This is a genomic window from Bacillus sp. JZ34 (genome assembly GCF_053903205.1).
The window spans coordinates 1,220,688-1,240,778 of record NZ_CP096403.1 but is presented as its reverse complement, the minus strand read 5'-3'; the positions used below and the strand labels follow the sequence as shown (position 1 = coordinate 1,240,778).

The window sequence follows — 20,091 nt, the reverse complement described above, 5'->3', positions numbered from 1 at the left end:
CTCACATTAAAGAGCGGAATGGTTTTTCAGTTTTTTTATTTCTTCGAGCAGCTTCTGCTTCTGTTGGTCAAAGCCTTCTCTCGTTACGGAACCGGCCGGCTCTGTTTCGAGCGGTTTGCTGTCGGCTTCGTCACTTTCCCGAAGCCAGTCAGGCAGCTTTTCTTCCCTGATGACTTTCTTGTTCCGGGAAGGCTTTTTCTTCCCTTCCGCCCATTCAAGATATTGGCGGTTTTCTTCTTTCGCAAGCTTCATGGCCTCTCTAACCGTGCGAACGTTTTTTCTGGCCCAGTGAGAAGCTATTTTTTGGGTGTAATTTTTCGAAAGCTTCATATCGGTTTTCAGCATGACATAATAAATCAGAACATTGATGACGCCGGGCTCTAATTTTTGGTCAAGCATTATTTCTTCTATAATTTTCAGATCGGCTTTGGATGGTTCCGCTCCGCCGCCGATATCCTGCAGCAGCTTTTTCGGCGATACCTGCTCAAGCAAAGCAATCAAATTGTCTTCCTTGGCATTCGTTGACGACTGTTGATTCGGCTGTTCGCGGAGATTCATCGGCTGCACTTTGTCGACGAGTTCCGGAAGCGGGCCGCTGCGCTCGATCTGATACCAGTCGCTCGCCGCTTTTCTGAGCGCTTCTGTCGTGATCGTATCGTGCTCATCAACGGCTGACATGACGACGTTTTGCATCTGAAGCGGTTCGATCCCGTAGAGAAAGGCGAGCTTTTTAATCGTTTCCTTCACTTGGTCTGACAGCGCTTTTCTCGGAATAAGCGTGTCGGATAAACCGGCGAGAAACAGTTGAAAGTCAAAGGCGTCGTCTGTGACCGCCGCCGGTTTGCCATTCCCTTCTTTCATCCATTCACGATCTTCGCGAAGCTCCATCGCTTCGATCATATCGTCAGACATCTTCCATTCGCTCGGCTGGACAGATGCAAAAACTTCGTTGAAAGAACGGGTGATATCCCGTGCTTCTTCGGGAACAGACGGGTGGGAAAAGTATTCTTTCAGCTGCTGAAACCTCGCTTTTCCGACGCGGTTGTACAAGAAGACATTCAGCATGCCGTCCTGAAAGAACTCATCCGGTCTGAGCGGCGGAATCAATTCATATATAAACAAACGCTCGTCTTCCGTTTCTTTCATATAAGTTTTCAACAGTCCGATTCCCTCAAGCTTTTCCTTCTCTGAGTGAATCGTCTTCAGGTTGGTCTGCATCGCCGCCATCAGCTGTCTGTGAGTCGAGCTTTTCCCCCAGACTCTGTTTTGCTCCAGTTCCCCCCACAGCGTGAGAAACAAGCTGAATGAAAAAGAGCCGATTAGAGGCTGATACAATAGCGTGACAATTTGCCGGTCCAAGTCCTGAAGCAATCCGCAGCTTTTGACAACGTACGGATCGACAGGAAGCAAGTCTTTCCAATAATTACTCATATCTTTTGTCAACCTTCCACTTTGTTTCTTGTCCTCATTTTACACCTTTTTCAGGCCTTCATGTCACACGACCGTGGTTTTATCATGAGAAAAGAGCTGGATTAATTTACAGCTCTTTACCGTTCTTTCTTTATTAAGTCTTTCAGCTCGTCGATAAATACGTTAATATCTTTAAATTGGCGGTATACTGAAGCAAACCGGACGTATGCGACTTCGTCGATTTTCGCAAGCCGGTCCATCACCATTTCTCCGATCATATCGCTTTTCACTTCAGCAACGCCTTGATTTCTAAGCTCTTTTTCAATTTCAAAGCAAATATCCTCAAGTTGCTTTAAGGCGACAGGGCGTTTTTCGCACGCTTTGATCAAACCGCGGAGCATCTTCTCGCGGCTGAATTCTTCCCGGATTCCTTCTTTTTTTACGACGATGAGCGGAATTTCTTCCACTTTTTCAAATGTAGTAAATCGATAGTTGCATGATTCGCATTCGCGTCTTCTGCGAATCGATCTGCCTTCGTCAACGGGACGGGAGTCCAAAACCCTCGTCCCGTTATGCTGACATGCTGGACATTTCATTTTTTCAGCTCCCTATTCAATTGTTTGAATGTACAGATTTCTGCAGCTTTCCGTCCAGTTCGCTGTATAGCGTCGAGACAAGCCCGCGGCTGTAGCCAAAATCGGTCGGCAAAAACGTTTCCGTTGACACATTAAAATCCACCGCTGTATCAAAAGGGCGAATCGACACGACTGTCGCCACCACAAAAGCTTTTCGCGTTTTTTTCACCTCGGCGCTGATTTCTCCTCTTTCTTCCGACACCGATGTCACCTTACAGCCGTCAAGGCCTTCCAGCACTTCCTTTACAGCATTGAGCGCTTCTTTTGACGCCGCTTTATAATAGCGGCTCTTCAGCTTGTCCGAAGGATGGCGGTCAGACGTTTCGGCGTGTGTAGAAAAAAACCGGTGAATGTTTTGAAAAAGACTCATATCCCCTGTCCCCTTTGTCTTTCTTCTCTATATTTTATTAAAAAAATGGTTGATTTCCAAGGGAAAACAAATTAGGGCAAGAGAATGCCGGGGAAAATATGTTTCGGGGATTGTCGCGAGAGGAAAGAAAAAGGAGCGGATTTTAAAAGCGGTGTCCGCTTTTTCATCCAGCTCCTCTATCGGCATTAAAGTGCCTGTGCTTTGGCGTTGGCCTGTTTCACCTGAACAGGTCCCATGCCTCTCGGTATTTCAATGTTCTCTCTTGTTTCTGCTCTTAATTCTTCTGCGATATAATCGGCAGCTACGTTCGGATCTAAATCTCCGCAAGTATAAACATCAATGCTGGCATATCCGTGTTCAGGAAAACTGTGAATGGTCAAGTGAGATTCAGAAATGATCACAACCCCGCTTACACCTTGAGGTGCAAACTTATGAAAGGCTACCTCACGTACCTCAGCACCTGACTTCAGTGCCGCATTTACAAACGTTTTTTCAATAAAATCCATGTCATTCAGCTTATCAAAATCGCATCCCCACAGTTCGGAGATAACGTGACGCCCCATTGTTTCCATAGCATGGACCCCCCTTAACAAGAATTAGAAAAGTGAATTTCCAAGCAACTGAACCGGTCATTTACCACGGGGGAAAGTTAGTCCGGAGAGGTCCTAACCCTTTAAGTAATGCCGAAGCGCTCACGAACTAGAAGTTCACGAAAAATAGTATACTTTGTTTGAATATTTTTTGCAAGGCGGTTTTATCATTTGATGGTTAAGGGGTATTTATTTTTTATCCGTCCATGCTCTTATTTTATACAGCCGAAGGGTGTTTCATTCTTGAAGCCACGTATCTGATTAAATCGACAACCCTGCACGAATATCCCCATTCGTTGTCATACCATGCGAGCACTTTCACCTTTCTGTTTTCAAGCACCATTGTTGAAAGGCTGTCGATCACCGCCGAGTATGGATTCGTATTAAAATCGGATGAGACAAGCGGTTCATCGCATACATCGAGGATCCCGGACATCGAGCCTGCCGCCGCCATTCGGAACGCTTCATTAATATCTTCTGCCGTCGCATCGCTTTTTAAATCAGCCACAAGGTCAACGAGTGACACATTTGAGACGGGAACGCGCAGGGCCAGGCCGTGCATTCTTCCTTTTAAATGTGGCATGACAAGTGACAGCGCTTTCGCGGCGCCTGTCGTTGTCGGAATGATCGAAGAACCGCAGGCGCGCGCCCTTCTCAAGTCTTTGTGCGGATTATCAATATTTTTTTGATCATTTGTAAATGCGTGAACAGTGGTCACCAGGCCGTTTTCAATGCCAAATGCATCATCAAGCACTTTTGCGACAGGAGCGAGACAATTCGTCGTACAGGAAGCGTTTGAAATAATCGTATGACGCTCCGCATCAAATTCGCGTTCATTGACGCCCATCACGATTGTGATGTCTTCATTTTTCCCCGGCGCTGTCAAAATAACTTTTTTCGCGCCGGCTTCAATATGAGCTTCCGCTTTTTCCTTCGCGTTAAATTTCCCCGTCGCTTCTACGACGATGTCGATCCCGTATTGCGCCCACGGAAGAAGTTTAGGGTCCCTCTGATTGGTCAGCATGACCTTTTTACCGTTAACGAACAGGCAATCGTCTCCAGCGTTTACATCAAGCTCATATCGGCCGTGATTTGTGTCATACTTTATTAAATGAGCGAGCGTTTCCGGAGGGTAGCTCGCATTGATCACTGCAATGTCAATCTGTTCATCAAGCATCGCTTTTCTAAACACCATTCTGCCGATCCGGCCGAATCCGTTTATCGCAACTTTCACTTTCATCAAATATGCACCCCTTATTTTATGTCATTCCACATCATGATTTATTCAAAATAAGTATAACACATTATTTTTAATTAGCCATACCATTTGTTTCTTTTACAGCAAATTTACGCGGTTTTTGTGAAACAGTGAACAAAGAACTAGAAAAAATCGGCATTAAAGCATATATTTCAAATACATCTTTAGTGCTACAATTTCCAACGGCGCCAAATTTTCACACGACAGAAGGCAGTGTCTTCAAGAAAGGACAACCATGAAACTGACCAAAAACATATATTTTATCATTTCTTTTTTGGCTGCGGCCGGCATTTATTTTTTTATAGGAACAGCAGCCGCTTCCGCGGCGAACGAAGATTATCCGAAACAGATGATCAGGCTGGAAAGCTTATCAGGCATAAACATCACGCCCGCCGGGAATCAAGATAATGCACCGCTAACAGCAAAACAGACGAGCGGGGAAAAAGCAGAAAGATGGAGGCTGGATACGTCTGACGGCAAACAGTTCAAAATCAGAAATATGGATAACGGCAAAATTATCATCCCTTCCCATTACGCGTTGTCAAACAATAATCCCGCTGTAGTCTACTATGACAATTCACGAAAAGAAGAGTTGTGGAATATTATCGGGGCTGACAAAGACGGAAACGGAGACTTTATCACGTATAAAATCGTCAGTGCGCAAAACAACAGCCTTGCCCTGACACTGGACGGCAACGGAGTGAAGCTTGCCAAATATACAGGCGGCTCCGTCCAAAAGTGGAAGCTTCCAAGCGACGGTCTCGAAGGTTTCGCGGGCTATGCAAAGGAATCGAATGGCAAGCAGAAAACAGGCACAACCGGCGGCCTGTTTGGAAAAGTCGTCTATGTCAACAATCTGGGCGAACTGAAAGCCAATATTGGAGGTTCAACGCCCCGCACCATTGTCGTCTCCAGCAATATCGGCGCTTCAGCCAAAACGGTATTGACGGTGGGTGCCAATAAAACAATCATCGGCTCGTATGAAAAACATAAGCTGAACAACATTTACTTTAAAACAAAAACGGACTCAGGCAACGTGATTTTCAAAAATCTGATCATTGCACATGATGCATTCATAAATGAAAACAACGACATCCCTGTTTACATTACAGATTCGAGGAATTACTGGATTGACCATGTCACATTCCAGGGCCACAGCTATTCAGCAAACAGTCACGATCTCGACAAGCTCTTATACATCGGCGCTAAAGCCGATTACGTCACACTGTCTCACAGCACATTCACAGACCACAGGTACGGCTTGATTCTCGGCTGGCCTCAAGATGACAAGCAATACCACAGTATATATAATGGATATCCGCGGATGACAATCAGCCACAACCGCTTTGAGAATCTCTATGTCAGGGCGCCCGGGTTGATGCGTTACGGCCAGTTTCATGTGAAAAACAATTATATCAACAATTACCATCTAGGCTTCACGATAACGACATTGGCCAAAATTTATTCTGAAGCCAATTACTTCGGTACGGGCAGCGAGAAAGGCATACTTGATGATTACGGAGACGGCTCATTTAAAGATGTCGGATCATATCCGGCGATAAAAGGACAGAAATCGCCTGAAACAAGCTGGAAACCTTCATCCAACTACAGCTATCGGACGATGAAGGCAGGCAATGCCAAAGCTTTTGCCGAACGGTATGCAGGTGCACAACGCACCGCGCTGTATTATGCGAATTACAGCCAGTTTAACAACGACTAATAAAAAAAGTGAGCGCAATTTCGCGCTCACTTTTCAATATTTGACCATGTATCAAGCAGCTGATGAAGCTGCCCTTCTGTATCTTTCAGACTGCCGCTGTTATCGATCACCGCGTCTGCCTTTTTCTTTTTTTCGTCAAGAGAATGCTGGGCGTGAATTCTGTTCAGCGCCTCGTCTTCAGTGAGCCGGTTTCTTTTCATCAGCCGCTCAAGCTGAAGCTCCATCGGCACCCAGACGACGATCACTTTATCTGTCAAATGTTCAAGCCCGCTTTCATATAAAAGCGGAATATCGAGAACAACAAACCGTTCACCGGCCCGGATGGCTTCGTCGCGCTGTTTGATCATCATTTTTCTCACTTCCGGATGGACGATCGCATTTAACTGCATCCTCTTTTCTTCGTTAGTAAAAACAATTTCTCCAAGTTTTCTCCGGTCGATACCGCCTGTTTCAAGCAGCACGCCTTGACCAAATGTCTCTACGATTTTCTGATAAGCGGGCATCCCTTGTTCAACGGCCTCTTTCGCGATCACGTCCGCATCGACGACTGTGATGCCGCACTGCTGGAACATTTGCGCGACAGTACTTTTGCCGCTGGCAATCCCTCCGGTCAACCCGATGACCAATGTCAAAGGCCTGCACCTCCTTCTTACAGTTTCCAGATGCCGATCATAATCAGCAATATACCGGGAAGAAAGGTCAGTTTATCCATCCAGTTCCATTTCGATAAAAATCGCCCCGCCTGTATTCCGCAAAATACGAACAATGAGCTCATGATGCCTACCGTAATGCTCATCGGTACAGGGGAAAAGCCGAGCGCAGCCGCGCCGATCCCTGCTCCGAACGCGTCAATAGAGAGGGCAAAACCGAGAAGGAAAGCTTCTATACCGGTAATGATTCCTGATTTATCAATGTCGGCGCTTGTCGGTTTTCTTAAAATGTGTATCACGATTCCGAGCGATTTCAATTCAAGGTTGATGAGCGTTTTTTCAGAGAAGACGAGATCCTGTTCTTTCTCCGGCCTGAAAAACTGATACAGCACCCATGCGCCGATCCCCATTAATATGACGGCTCCGAGCCTTTCTGTTACGACAACGGGCAGGAATTTCGCCAAAAGGGTTCCGATCATCATGGCAATATACATCACGGCACCAGAGCAAAAAGCAATAATCAAAATCGCTTTAAATGGGATTTTCAACTTTCGCAATCCGTAAGTAAATCCGACTGAAAAACTGTCCAAGCTGACGGCAAATGCCAGCAGCAAGAAAGATGCAAACATCATATCAGGCTCTTCCTTTCTGTTGATGCGAGCAGTTAAGTCATGCAGCCTAAAGGCAGCTTTCTAGGCTTCTTATATATATGAAAGAAGAAAACCATCCGTGTGTTGTTTACCCGAAAAAGAAACATCACACCTTAAAGCTTGCTTTTAACAGCTATATGGAGCGTATGCATCGACAGCTTGAACCATGATACGGCTTGCTGTTGTCCCTTTTATGCGATTGTCATTTTTTCTGGCACTTTATGCAAAAATGCGTGCCCCTTCCGCCAACGACTGTTTTTTCAATTGGAGATCCGCACTTTTTACAAGGTTCATCTTTCCGGCCGTAAACGAAAAGTTTGAGCTGGAACATGCCGATTTCACCTTGTGAATTGATGTAAGATCTGACTGTGCTTCCCCCTGCTTCAACAGCTTCCTTTAACGTTTGAACGATCTCTTCATGAAGAAGAACCGTCTGTTTTTTTGTGAGCTTGTTCGCTGTTGTCTCGGGATGGATACCGGCTCTGAATAAAGCCTCGTCGACATAAATATTGCCCAGCCCGACCACTGTCCGCTGATCGAGCAGTGCGGTTTTCACTGAGCGGTTTGTTTTCTTCAGGCGCTCTCTTAAGTAACCGGCTGTAAATTCCTCGCTGAAAGGTTCGGGACCGAGCTGCCTGAGAGGCAGCTCCGTCAGTTCCTCCCCCGGCTTAAACAAATGCATCGTGCCGAACTTTCTGACATCCCGGTAGCGCAACTCGCTTCCGTCCGTGAACCTGAAAATGACGTGCACATGTTTATCAAGGGGTTCATCGTTTTGATGAAGCCCGTACTTTCCTTCCATTCTCAAATGGGAAACCATGACACAATCATCAAGATGAAACAACAGGAATTTTCCCCTTCTTCCGATCGACTGAATCGTCTGACCGGCCAGGAGCCTTGCGAATTCCTCAGGCTCCTCCGGACGTTTTATGATTTTTGTCCATCTGACATCAACCGCATCGATCGTTTTCCCTCTTACAAGCCCGGCAAGAGTGCGCCGGACCGTTTCGACTTCTGGTAATTCCGGCACATCATCACTTCCTTTTCTCTATTTTGCATCGTACCATGAAGGCCCTGAAGCGCAGTCCACTTTCAGCGGAACATCGAGCTCCAATGCATGTTCCATTACTTCCGGAACCAGTTGTTCAAGCACTTTGATTTCATCTTCAGGCGCTTCAAAAATCAATTCGTCATGAACCTGCAGCAGCAGTTTGGCCTGGAGATTTTTTTCTTTCAGCTTGTCCGCCATGTCGATCATCGCTTTTTTAATGATATCTGCTGCGCTTCCCTGGATCGGCGTGTTCATTGCCGTCCGTTCGGCAAAGCTGCGCAGATTGAAATTCCGACTCGTCAATTCCGGTATATACCGCCTCCGGCTTAAAAGAGTCGTCACATAGCCCCTCTGTTTCGCTTCTTGAACGGTTTCTTCCATGTATTCTTTAACTCCCTGGAAGCTGTGGAAATAGCGCTCAATAAACGCGGCCGCTTCCTTTCTTGTAATTCCCAGGTTTTGCGACAAGCCGTAGTCGCTGATTCCGTAGACGATTCCGAAATTGACGGCTTTCGCCTGCCTCCTCATCGCAGGGGTGACTTCTTCTTCTGATACATGAAAAACATCCATCGCCGTTTTCGTGTGAACGTCCATATCGTTCGTGAACGCTTCAATCAAATTTTTATCCTTTGAAATGTGGGCGAGAACCCTCAATTCGATTTGGGAGTAATCCGCAGCGAATATGAGCCAGCCTTTTTGCGAAGGGACAAACGCCTGCCGGATTTTGCGGCCTTCCTCAAGACGGATCGGTATATTTTGCAGATTGGGATCGGTTGAGCTGAGCCTTCCCGTCTGTGTTAAAGCTTGATTAAAGCGGGTATGCACTTTATGGCTGTCTTTTTTGATTACTTTTAAAAGTCCTTCGACGTATGTGGACTGGAGCTTGCCGATCTGTCTGTAGTGCAGAATATCTTCGATAATGACGTGTTTGTCGCGCAGTTTTTCAAGCACATCGGCTGAAGTCGAATAGCCCGTTTTTGTTTTTTTGACGGCAGGCAGCCCGAGTTTTTCAAACAAAATCACACCGAGCTGCTTTGGTGAATTGATATTGAACGTTTCACCTGCTGACTCGTGGATTTTCTTCTCGTATTCCGCTAATTTGGCGGACAGTTCTTCCCCCATTTTTTTCAATCTGTCGACATCGACTTGGACACCGATCGATTCCATCTCACCGAGAATGTGGGCGAGGGGCATTTCGAGCGCTTCAAACAGATCGAGCTGCTCGTTTTTCTCCAATTCATCAAGAAGCTTTTCGCGGAGCAGCGATATCGCCTTCGCTTTTCTGGCTAAATGGTCGGCAAGCTCCTTCTCATCCGGCACCGCCTGTTTCGCGCCTTTTCCGTAGACCGCTTCATCTGCCGCGACAATGTGTAATTGGTGTTCTTTCGCAACGCTTGCAACATCGTCGTAAGAGTGTCCCGGATTGATGATATAGGCCGCAAGGAGAACGTCAAATTCTGCGCCTTTCAGTTCGATGCCCCGCCAGCGCAAAGCGACCGCCGCGCGTTTTGCATCAAACACCCATTTCTTTTTCGACTCGTCTTCGGCCCACTCTTTAAAACGGTCCGACTGAACGGCTGTCTCTTCCGGGATGAAGAAAGCGCCATGTTCGTTGACGATCGAAAAACCGAGGATCGGCGCCTCATGATAATTGTCGCCGAGCTGTTCGACAACGAGTGAAGCCGGTGACGCAAACAAATCATCCGTGATGTCTGTTTTGATCGTGACGTTGATCTCTTCAAACTGTTCTTCTTCTTTTTCTCCCGGCTCTTCGCCAATCCTTTCGAGCAAAGAGTTAAAACCGAGATCTTTAAAAATCTTGACGACCGCTTCCCTGTCAAAACCTTCGTATCCGAGGGAATCGAGGGTGATTTCAAGCGGCGCTTCTGTCGTAATTGTCGCAAGCTCTTTGCTCATCAATGCCTGTTCTTTAAATTCTTCAAGCTTTTCTTTCAGTTTTTTTCCGCTGACTTCGTCTATTGACGACAGCAGCTCCTCTACTGTATGGAACTGTTTCAAAAGCTTGATCGCCGTCTTTTCGCCGACGCCCGGCACACCTGGAATGTTGTCTGATGAGTCTCCCATCAGCCCTTTCATGTCAATGATTTGTTCAGGTGTAAGTCCGTACTTTTCCCGGACATGTTCCGGCGTATAGTATTCAACATCTGTAATGCCCTTTTTCGTGATGGCGACCGTCGTTCCTTCTGTAGCCAGCTGTGTCAGGTCTTTGTCGCCGGAAAAAATCTTCACTTCAAATCCGTCTTTTTCCGCTGACTTGGCAAGGGTGCCGATAATATCATCGGCCTCGTAGTTTTCAAGCTCATACCTTGAGATTTGATAGGCGTCGAGGAGCTCGCGGATAAACGGCAGCTGCTCGGACAGCTCGGGCGGCGTTTTTTGTCTGCCGCCTTTATATTCTTTAAACGTTTTATGTCTGAATGTCGTTTTCCCCGCATCAAAAGCAACGAGCATGTGGGTCGGTTTTTCTTCTTCAAGCATCTTCATTAAGATCGTAGTAAAACCGTACACAGCGTTTGTATGTATCCCTTTTTCATTGCTGAGAAGAGGCAGAGCGAAAAACGCGCGGTAAGCCAGGCTGTTTCCGTCAACCAATACTAGTTTTTTTCTTTCAGTCATCTTTATCCTCCTAAGGAGCCGATTCGTCAGCTTCCATTCAACTTCGTGATCATATTTGCTTATTTTATTTTAGCAAAGTTCATTTTGAAAGGAAAATGAGAGTGATTTCGCAGAAAAATAAAAAAAGGGACGCGCTGTTGATCGCGTCCGTCCATATGGCTCCTTGGATGAAGGGGTTCACTAATGATCCTATCAGCCAAGTTTTAACCATATATATAAAAGTTGTTAAGCCTTTGTAAAGTTTGCTAAATGAAGCTACTCGGATGCGCGTTTTAAGCGGACCGTGAATTCGGTGCCTTTCCCCCGCTCGCTTTCGACGTCGATTTCACCGTCGTGGGCTTCGACTAAATGCTTGACGATCGCAAGGCCGAGACCGGTTCCTCCTGAATTTCTGCTCCTGTCTTTATCGATCCGGTAGAAGCGTTCGAATATTCTCGGGATTTCGGACCGCTTGATCCCGATGCCCGTATCCTTCACTTTGACTTGCACTGCATTTTCCAGTACATCAGCCGAAATCGTTACGTTTCCATCTTCAGGCGTATATGTGAGGGCATTGTTCACCAAATTTAAAAAGATCTGCTTTAGTCTGTGCGGATCCCCGGAAGCAACGGCTGGCATCTCCGGCTTTTCCAGGGTCAAGGTGATTCCTTTTTCCTCCGCTTTATTCTTCAAAAGCATCTCAATTTCAGCGAGGATTTCACCAATATTGCAATTTTGAATATTCAAGGTGAAGTTCTGCTGTTCGATTTTCGACAGATCCAACAGGTCCTGGATCAACGTTTGCAGACGGCTGCTCTCTTTTAAGATGATCGATAGAAATTGCAGCAGCGTCTCCCTTTCGTTCATCGCTCCGTCTAAAAGCGTCTCGGTGAACCCTTTGATCGATGTAATCGGCGTTTTCAGCTCGTGGGAGACATTGGCGACAAAGTCCTTCCTCATTTCTTCAAGCTGCTTTCTTTCCGTCATATCATGGAACACGAGAACGATGCCTTTCCACTCATCATTGATGCCGATAATTGGAACTCCGTCGACTTCAAAATACCTTCTTTCAATTTTGATCGGCAGTTTAAACATTTTGCGGACCTTTGTTTCCGTCATAAAAATTTCTTCAATGAGATTAATGATTTCTTCGTGTTCGAGCACTTCGTGATAGAAATGGTAAAGAAGCTGATCGGCTTCTACGTGAAATTGCTTTTGATAAGCGCGGTTCACAAGGTGAATATAACCCTTTCCATCGATTAAGATCAGACCGGAGTCGATATTTTCGATGACGGTTTGCAGACGGTCGCGCTGCATTTCCTGTGCTCTTGTCATGTCCTGCAGGTTCTGCGCCAGCATATTGATGGACTGGCTCAGCATCGTTTCATCTTCGTTGAAAGTTCTTGCTTTATAGTTTCCTTTGGCAAGCTCAATCGCTACTTGTGTCGCAGACTCAATCGGATTCGTATATTGAGAGGTTATTCTCGCCCCAAGCCCGGCGATGATTAAAAAGGCCGTTCCAAGGCTCACGCCGAGGAGAATCCAGATCTTTTGATTGATATCTTGCAATGAATCGACAGGAGTGCTGATCAGAATATATCCATTCACATTCCCGTCTTCTTTCAGCGGCTGCACGTAACGGTAAACCGACTCGTCATCCGGATTGATTCTGAAGCCTCCTCCTTCACCGTTTAAATCCGACTCAAGCGCTTCTTTGATAACGGATTGATCTTCTGCACGGCCCCCAAAATGAAAAAGAACCTGACCTTTTGTATCAACCAGCGATACATGACTGTCCAGTTCACGGCTTGCCTTCTCTAAAATGGCTCCTTGCTCCGAAGACTTCATGTTTTCACGATTTGCCAATGAAGCGACCAAAGCGGCTTCTTTTTCAATATGGCTGCTCAGTTTGGCATCGTATGAGGAGTGAAACAAGTGAACGAGCAGAAAACCGAGTGAAGCAAATACGAGAATCAAAAGCGTCAGCAGGGCAGCTAAAAGCCGGGTCCGGAATTTAATCATTCAGCTTCGGCTCCTCCATTTTGTAGCCAAGACCTCTGATTGTTTTAATGTATTCCGGTTTTTTCGTATTTTTTTCGATCTTATCGCGAAGATGGCTGATATGGACATCGACGATGCGCGTATCGCCCGCGAAGTCGTAGTTCCAGACAGCGTTGAGGAGAAGGTCTCTCGTCAGCACCCTCCCTTTATGCCTTCCCAAATATAAAAGGAGTTCGAATTCCTTAGGCGTTAGCTCGAGGCGTTCGTTTTGAAAGTAAACCTCATAATGTTCTGGCAGTATTTTCAATTCGCCTATGATCAGCTCGCCTGCATCCGGTTCTTCCGTCTCCTCCGGATGAACGGACAGCGTCTGTGTTCTTCTTAAAATCGCTTTGACCCTTGCCGTCACCTCTCTCGGGCTGAACGGCTTCGTCATATAGTCATCGGCACCCAGCTCGAGACCGAGCACCTTATCAAATTCATCATCCTTAGCGGTCAGCATCAAAATCGGATACATCAGCTTCTTCTGTCTGAGTTCCTTGCATACTTCAATGCCGTCCATTTTAGGAAGCATCAGATCGAGCACGATCAGATCCGGCTTCTCTTCAATCGCCTTTAATAAGCCGGCCTCTCCGTCCATGGCCGTCACCACATGATAGCCCGACCGTTCAAGGTTATATTTTAGAAGGGTAACAATCGATTCCTCATCATCTACAACTAATATCTTTTTGCTCATGACATGCCTCCAGGCTTCAGATTTCCCCGACATCTCTTTCTCTATCTTTTGTTAAATAAACGTTTTCACTCCTATTTTAACGAAAGCCTATCCGTTCGACAATTTGATTTTTCAGTGTTTTGCATAAAATCTCTCTTTTTCGGCAATAAACCGCTGTTTTAAGCGATGGAATGCTTCCAGAAAAAAGAATGAAAATGTCCGGGCAGATGATTATGATTAGGTATATGCTGACAGCCCGTGTTTATGTCTTGATTTTCATATGGTTTTATGTAAAAAAAGATCGCATTCAAAAACAGGAAGGCTTGTATAAAGCCTTCCTGCTGTTTTCATTATGATAATACTTTCATGACGTTTTTGACTGATTCAACGGATCGATCAAGCTGACTTCTTTCTGTTTCAGTCAGTTCAAGTTCAATGATCTGTTCAAGACCGTTTCCGCCGATAATCGTCGGAACGCCGAGGTAAATGCCTTCATAGCCGTATTCGCCTTCAAGGTAGGCAATAGTCGGCAGCACGCGGCGCTGGTCTTTTAAGATTGCTTCAACCATTTCTGTCAGGGAAGCGGCAGGCGCATAATACGCACTTCCGTTTCCTAACAGGTTGACAATTTCTCCCCCGCCTTTTCTCGTTCTTTCAACAATCGCATCGATCCGGTCTTTCGGAAGAAGCGTTTCAAGCGGAATGCCGCCTGCATAAGAGTAGCGAACGAGCGGAACCATATCGTCCCCGTGTCCGCCCAGTACAAAACCTGTAATGTCTTTGACGGAAAGGTTGAGCTCCTGAGCGACAAACGTTCTGAATCTTGCCGTATCCAAAACTCCCGACTGGCCGATGACCCGCTCTTTCGGGAAGCCCGATTCTTTATAGACGGCGTATGTCATCGCATCCACAGGGTTTGTCAGAACGACGATGATACAATCAGGTGAGTATTTAACAACTTCCTTCGTTACGCTCCTCATGATCTTTTCATTTGTAGCCACGAGGTCGTCCCGGCTCATTCCCGGCTTTCTTGCGATTCCCGCCGTGATGACGACGATATCTGAGCCGGCCGTATCTTCGTAGTTTGCCGTTCCTGTAATATTCGCGTCAAATCCTTGGACAGGGCTCGCTTCCAGCATATCGAGCGCTTTCCCTTTTGTAGGGTTTTCAAGCTGCGGAATGTCGACTAGCACGACGTCAGCCAATTCTTTTTGAGCCGTTAAAAACGCAGTTGTTGCACCTGTAAAGCCCGCTCCGATGACAGATACTTTATTTCGCTTCTTTCCCATGTTTTCTACCCCTTTTAATTGTTGTTGTTTTACCCCAAAACAGCCGTTTAAGACATATTTTTGATAAGCTCATCACCGAATTCAGAGCATTTAACTTCAGTCGCGCCGTCCATCAAACGAGCGAAATCGTATGTGACGACTTTGGATGCGATTGTTTTCTCCATAGATTTAATCACAAGGTCGGCAGCTTCATTCCAGCCCAAATGCTCAAGAAGCAGCACGCCGGATAGGATGACTGAAGACGGGTTTACTTTGTCTAGGCCAGCATATTTTGGAGCTGTACCATGTGTCGCTTCAAAGATGGCGTGTCCTGTCTCATAGTTGATGTTTGCTCCAGGAGCGATGCCGATTCCGCCGACTTGGGCAGCAAGCGCATCTGAAATGTAGTCCCCGTTCAGGTTCATTGTCGCCACAACATCAAACTCGGCAGGGCGGGTCAGGATCTGCTGAAGGAAGATGTCAGCGATGCTGTCTTTGATGATGATTTTGCCGGCCGCTTCAGCTTCGCTTTGCGCTTTGTTTGCAGCGTCTTTGCCGTCTTTTTCAGCGATGCGGTCGTATTCGGCCCATGTGAATACTTTATCGCCGAATTCTTTTTCAGCCACTTCATAGCCCCAGTTTTTAAAGGCGCCTTCCGTGAATTTCATGATGTTTCCTTTATGGACGAGCGTTACAGATTTGCGGCCGTGCTCGATTGCATACTCGATCGCAGCTCTGACAAGCCTTGACGTTCCTTCTTCAGAAACCGGCTTGATACCGATGCCTGATGTTTCAGGGAAACGGATTTTGTTAACGCCAAGCTCGTTTTTCAGGAATGAAATCAGCTTTTGAACTTCTTCAGAGCCTTTCGCGTATTCGATGCCGGCATAGATATCTTCAGTATTTTCGCGGAAGATGACCATATCCGTATCTTCAGGGCGCTTAACCGGTGAAGGAACGCCTGTGAAATAGCGGACAGGACGCAGGCATGTAAACAGGTCAAGCTCTTGTCTTAGCGCTACGTTTAATGAGCGGATTCCGCCGCCTACAGGAGTTGTTAAAGGACCTTTAATCGCGATCAGGTATTCGCGGATCGTATCAAGCGTTTCTTCAGGAAGCCATTCGCCTGTTTTGTTGTACGCTTTTTCCCCGGCGTAGACTTCTTTCCAAGTGATTTCCTTTTCGCCGTTATACGCTTTCTCCACAGCCGCTTCAAGAACCCTTGAAGCCGCTCTCCAAATATCAGGACCTGTTCCGTCCCCTTCAATAAACGGGATAACCGGGTTGTTTGGAACGTTTAATACTCCGCCGGAGACTGTAATTTTTTCGCCTTGTGCCACAATAAAACCTCCCATAATATGTAATTCTTCAATATAGAAAAACATTTGTTTCCCCCGTTTGGCGGGGGACAAACATGTTTTTTCATAGATTCATGAAATCGTTGTTTCCTAAGAAAGCCGTTAAGAGGCCGGCCGAACAAAGCTCGAACAGCCTCCTTTCAAACGGTCAGCTTCTGTCTTCAATCGGAATGAACGTCTGCATGTCAGGGCCGGTGTAATCAGCCCGCGGACGAATCAGTCGGTTATTTTCATACTGTTCGAGAATGTGAGCGAGCCAGCCTGATACCCTGCTGATCGCAAAAATCGGCGTGAACAGATCATGGTCGATTCCTAAGCTATGATAAACCGACGCAGAATAAAAGTCTACGTTTGGCGGCAGCTTTTTCTGAGACGTGACAATTTCCTCAGTCCGCTCTGAAATCTCATACCATTTGCTTTCACCCGTTAAATTCGTCAAACGTCTGCTCATTTCCTTCAAATGTTTTGCGCGGGGATCGCCCTGGCGGTATACGCGGTGGCCGAACCCCATGATCTTTTCTTTCTTTTCAAGCTTGGCGTGAATATATGAATCTACGTTTTCAACCTCGCCAATCTCTGAAAGCATTTTCATAACTGCTTCGTTTGCTCCGCCGTGAAGCGGACCTTTCAAGGCCCCGATTGCGGCCGTGATCCCTGAGTAGACGTCTGAAAGCGTCGCGACGCATACTCTGGCTGTGAACGTAGATGCGTTCAGCTCATGATCCGCATGCAGAATCAAGGCTTTGTCAAACGCTTCCACTTCAACAGGTGAAGGTTCTTTTCCATTCAGCATGTAGAGAAAGTTGGCGGCAAAACCGAGTTCCGGATTCGGCTCAATCGGCTCGAGCCCTTTGCGGATTCTTGAAAAAGCAGCGACAAGCGCAGGCATCTTCGCTTGGAGACGCACCGCTTTTCTGTAGTTTGCTTCCGCATCCATTTGATCTGCTTCTTCGTCAAACAGTCCGAGTAAAGAAACGGCTGTCCGAAGAGCTGCCATCGGGTGGACTTTTCCATTCGAGTAGGATTTGAAATGGTCAATCACTTCTTTGGGGATACCGGCATTTTCAGAAAGCTGTTTTTTAAGCTCTGCGAGCTCCTCTTTGTTCGGCAGCTTTAAATGCCAAAGCAGATAAACAACTTCTTCAAAGCTAGCTTTTTCTGTCAAATCATCGATGTTATACCCTACATATGTAAGAGTATCATCAATAATTGAACTTACTGATGATGTAGTGGCGACTACCCCTTCAAGGCCGCGTGTTGCTGTCATACTCATCTCTCCCTTTTTTTAAAAATTTCCCCTTTTAAAATTAAACCAAAACCTAGGAGCAAAAACAACGCATGTTGTATACATCTTCTTCAACCCAAAAAGAAAATGCTTACATTAAATCGTTTTTCAAATAAAACAATCGTGCGTTTCTATATACCGTTCGATACTCCGATATGCTTAATAAAGATTAAGCATATTTATATTATAAACAATAATCTGATAAATTTGTAGGTTTTTGATCAAAAATGCTTTTAAAGCCTTATAAATCAAGGGTTCGTAGTTATTTATTATCAATCGACAGCTTTGTAGAATCATGTATTCTTCTGTATCTATTTGAGGGAGGTTTTGGGAAGGGATTTTTATTAAAAGTGGACAGACGTATTCCTCCAGTTCTTTCATACTAATCGGTTTATGATTTTCACCTATAATAAATTTATAAACAAAAGAAAAAGAGATAAAATTTTTTACTTGTTACTTTACAGCAAATCCCCTTCATCCGTTTTAAAACAAACGGGGGGAGTTTTTATGAATGAAAAGTTATTATCATTATTTTGACTGATGTTCCCTTTTAAAAGAATCAGGTATGATCGATAAAGAAAACGTTTTCAAAGAAAGGGGAATGCCACATGCCTTATCGTATGAAACGAGTGTTGCTGCTTCTTGTCACTGGATTGTTTTTGAGTTTGTCTGCAGTCACTTCTACTGCCTCGGCTCAAGCAGGCGGATCGTTTTTTGACCCTTTTAACAGCTATAACTCCGGTGTATGGCAGAAAGCAAATGGTTATTCGAATGGAGGTGTGTTCAACTGCACTTGGCGTGCAAATAACGTATCAATGACATCATTAGGTGAAATGCGTTTGGGGCTAACAAGTCCATCTTATAACAAGTTTGACTGCGGGGAAAATCGCTCTGTTCAAACATATGGATATGGACTTTATGAAGTCAGAATGAAACCAGCTAAAAACGTAGGGATCGTTTCATCGTTCTTCACTTACACAGGTCCAACAGATGGAACTCCTTGGGATGAGATTGATATCGAATTTTTAGGAAAAGACACAACAAAGGTTCAGTTTAACTACTATACGAATGGTGTAGGAAACCATGAGAAGCTTGTGGATCTCGGATTTGATGCATCCAATGCCTATCATACGTATGCGTTCGATTGGCAGCCAAACTCGATTAAATGGTATGTCGATGGGCAATTAAAACATACCGCGACGAGCCAAATTCCGACTACGCCAGGAAAGATCATGATGAACTTGTGGAATGGTATTGGTGTCGATGACTGGCTCGGTTCCTACAACGGTGTAACACCTCTATACGCTCATTACGACTGGGTGCGTTATACAAAAAAATAATGTCAAAAATGATAAGAGCCTGCAGCCTCAACCTAAGCAGGCTCTTATGATTGTAATGAGAAGTTGTTGGCATGATTAGTCTTTTATACAATCTTATCGAGATGATGACAGCCCTCTTTCTGGGTTTGCTTTTTTTGCTTCTTTAGTTCTCTTTCTTTTGTGAAAATGACATCTTCATATCCTTCAATTTTTTGATGGTTTCTTCAATTTCTTTCTGTTTTCTAGCAATTTTTCTTTTTCGTTCACTAAAATCACTTGCTGCCGTCCGCGCCGCAATCATATCCGACGTCTCAGTTAGCAGAAAAAATAAACTCTCCGGCACTGAACAGAACTCCCAATTCGACAGCCATCATAATAAAGGATGCGATAACTGATGCAAGCGTTTCAGCCCGAAAGAGACGATAGATCATTTTTTCTTTTTATCCAAGCTTACCTGCTGAAGACTCCACAAATAAAAACCCACAAATTCGAAATAAACGGTCATATTTCCCCACACAGGTTTTTGACAAACTGAGCCCTCTTTTATAGAGGGCCTTATTTTTTTGCACCAGCTGACTTCTATTTACAGATTTTTAGGAGTTTTAACTGCGTTATGTATGTTTATTTTTAGTTGCGAACGTTTTTTCAAACTAAAAAACCCCCTGAAACAGGGGGAGCTGGCCCGCATTTCTAAGATGTAAAATGCTGGACAGCCTGCATGACAAGATAGGCGATCCCGGCACCGATGAGCGGGCCGACGGCAACACCTTTGAATAAAGCGACCGCTAAAATCGTTCCAAATACAAGAGCGGTGGTGATATGCGGGTCTTCCGCGAGCAATGTGATCCCGTTTTTGGCGATCAATGCTACGAGAATGCCCGCCCCGAGTGCGATCCATGCGTAATATGATTTCATCGCTTCGCCAAGCTGTTTAAAGCCGATCTCTCCAGTGGCAATCGGCACAAGGACCGCTATTGTAATAACGGTAACTCCCCAGTTAATCCCTTTGGATTGGATGGCCGGAAACAGCTTTTGATCGAGGCCGGTCAGCTTGATCAAAAGCAGGACGGATACCGCGATGATCAACGACTGATTTTTCGCGATTAATGCGATGGCCAAAAGCAGGATCAAAAATAAATTAGCTTGAGTAAACATGCTGTATTCAACTCCATTTTTTTATGACCTTTCTCATAAT

At 45.5% G+C, this 20,091-nt stretch carries 17 protein-coding genes and 1 pseudogene; 2 read left to right on the top strand and 16 right to left on the bottom strand.

The features are described 5' to 3' along the window. Nucleotides 1–6: 6 nt before the first annotated feature. From M1D90_RS06255 to M1D90_RS06235, 5 genes are all read right to left on the bottom strand, one after another. The gene (locus M1D90_RS06255; RefSeq protein ID WP_023855478.1) at nt 7–1,431 is read right to left on the bottom strand and encodes a replication initiation and membrane attachment family protein; all 1,425 of its coding nucleotides are present in this window, start codon (nt 1,429–1,431) and stop codon (nt 7–9) included. A 116-nt stretch (nt 1,432–1,547) separates the two neighbouring features. Next, nucleotides 1,548–2,006, bottom strand: a complete 459-nt coding sequence (nrdR, locus tag M1D90_RS06250) for a transcriptional regulator NrdR (RefSeq protein WP_020452543.1) — start codon at nt 2,004–2,006, stop codon at nt 1,548–1,550. 16 nt (nt 2,007–2,022) lie between these two features. Beyond that, complete coding sequence (locus M1D90_RS06245) at nt 2,023–2,415, bottom strand: hypothetical protein (protein ID WP_020452544.1); 393 nt, start codon at nt 2,413–2,415, stop codon at nt 2,023–2,025. A 185-nt stretch (nt 2,416–2,600) separates the two neighbouring features. Then, nucleotides 2,601–2,987 (bottom strand): adenosylmethionine decarboxylase, encoded by a 387-nt coding sequence (speD, locus tag M1D90_RS06240; protein ID WP_020452545.1) that lies wholly within the window; start codon nt 2,985–2,987, stop codon nt 2,601–2,603. A gap of 235 nt (nt 2,988–3,222) precedes the next feature. Then, the gene (locus M1D90_RS06235; RefSeq protein ID WP_020452546.1) at nt 3,223–4,245 is read right to left on the bottom strand and encodes a glyceraldehyde-3-phosphate dehydrogenase; all 1,023 of its coding nucleotides are present in this window, start codon (nt 4,243–4,245) and stop codon (nt 3,223–3,225) included. Between the two features lie 253 nt (nt 4,246–4,498). Here M1D90_RS06235 and M1D90_RS06230 point away from each other — a divergent pair, with 253 nt between their 5' ends. Further along, the gene (locus M1D90_RS06230; RefSeq protein ID WP_456283188.1) at nt 4,499–5,983 is read left to right on the top strand and encodes a pectate lyase family protein; all 1,485 of its coding nucleotides are present in this window, start codon (nt 4,499–4,501) and stop codon (nt 5,981–5,983) included. 26 nt (nt 5,984–6,009) lie between these two features. Here the strand turns inward: M1D90_RS06230 and coaE are convergent, their stop codons facing one another. The 9 genes from coaE to citZ form a co-directional block, all read right to left on the bottom strand. Further along, entirely contained in the window at nt 6,010–6,615 is a 606-nt protein-coding gene (gene coaE / locus M1D90_RS06225; RefSeq protein WP_456283187.1) for a dephospho-CoA kinase, read from the bottom strand. 17 nt (nt 6,616–6,632) lie between these two features. Continuing rightward, nucleotides 6,633–7,265: a sporulation membrane protein YtaF gene (ytaF, locus tag M1D90_RS06220; protein ID WP_009329359.1), complete on the bottom strand. Its 633-nt coding sequence runs from the start codon at nt 7,263–7,265 to the stop codon at nt 6,633–6,635. Between the two features lie 220 nt (nt 7,266–7,485). After that, nucleotides 7,486–8,313 carry a DNA-formamidopyrimidine glycosylase gene (gene mutM, locus M1D90_RS06215; protein WP_023855481.1) on the bottom strand — a complete coding sequence of 276 codons (828 nt, stop codon included), beginning with the start codon at nt 8,311–8,313 and terminating at the stop codon, nt 7,486–7,488. Between the two features lie 18 nt (nt 8,314–8,331). Then, entirely contained in the window at nt 8,332–10,971 is a 2,640-nt protein-coding gene (polA, locus tag M1D90_RS06210) for a DNA polymerase I (protein WP_456283186.1), read from the bottom strand. A gap of 255 nt (nt 10,972–11,226) precedes the next feature. Continuing rightward, a complete protein-coding gene (gene pnpS, locus M1D90_RS06205) occupies nt 11,227–12,972 on the bottom strand; it encodes a two-component system histidine kinase PnpS (RefSeq protein WP_020452551.1) in 1,746 nt (581 codons plus the stop codon). Continuing rightward, the gene (locus M1D90_RS06200; RefSeq protein WP_020452552.1) at nt 12,965–13,687 is read right to left on the bottom strand and encodes a response regulator transcription factor; all 723 of its coding nucleotides are present in this window, start codon (nt 13,685–13,687) and stop codon (nt 12,965–12,967) included. The genes pnpS and M1D90_RS06200 overlap by 8 nt, the downstream gene beginning before the upstream one ends. 329 nt (nt 13,688–14,016) lie before the next feature. Beyond that, nucleotides 14,017–14,955, bottom strand: coding sequence for a malate dehydrogenase (mdh, locus tag M1D90_RS06195; protein ID WP_020452553.1), 939 nt, complete (start codon nt 14,953–14,955; stop codon nt 14,017–14,019). A gap of 47 nt (nt 14,956–15,002) precedes the next feature. Then, nucleotides 15,003–16,274, bottom strand: a complete 1,272-nt coding sequence (gene icd / locus M1D90_RS06190; RefSeq protein ID WP_023855485.1) for an NADP-dependent isocitrate dehydrogenase — start codon at nt 16,272–16,274, stop codon at nt 15,003–15,005. 166 nt (nt 16,275–16,440) lie between these two features. Beyond that, the gene (gene citZ / locus M1D90_RS06185) at nt 16,441–17,559 is read right to left on the bottom strand and encodes a citrate synthase (protein ID WP_020452555.1); all 1,119 of its coding nucleotides are present in this window, start codon (nt 17,557–17,559) and stop codon (nt 16,441–16,443) included. A 626-nt stretch (nt 17,560–18,185) separates the two neighbouring features. Between citZ and bglS the strand changes: the two genes are divergently transcribed. Further along, complete coding sequence (bglS, locus tag M1D90_RS06180) at nt 18,186–18,917, top strand: beta-glucanase (RefSeq protein ID WP_025811000.1); 732 nt, start codon at nt 18,186–18,188, stop codon at nt 18,915–18,917. A 256-nt stretch (nt 18,918–19,173) separates the two neighbouring features. Here bglS and M1D90_RS06175 read toward each other — a convergent pair. Together M1D90_RS06175 and M1D90_RS06170 are read right to left on the bottom strand one after the other, a co-directional pair. Continuing rightward, nucleotides 19,174–19,321 (bottom strand): annotated as a pseudogene (locus M1D90_RS06175) (transporter); the annotation flags it as partial. Nucleotides 19,322–19,586: 265 nt separating this feature from the next. Continuing rightward, entirely contained in the window at nt 19,587–20,051 is a 465-nt protein-coding gene (locus tag M1D90_RS06170) for a DUF441 domain-containing protein (protein WP_020452557.1), read from the bottom strand. Nucleotides 20,052–20,091 lie beyond the last annotated feature (40 nt).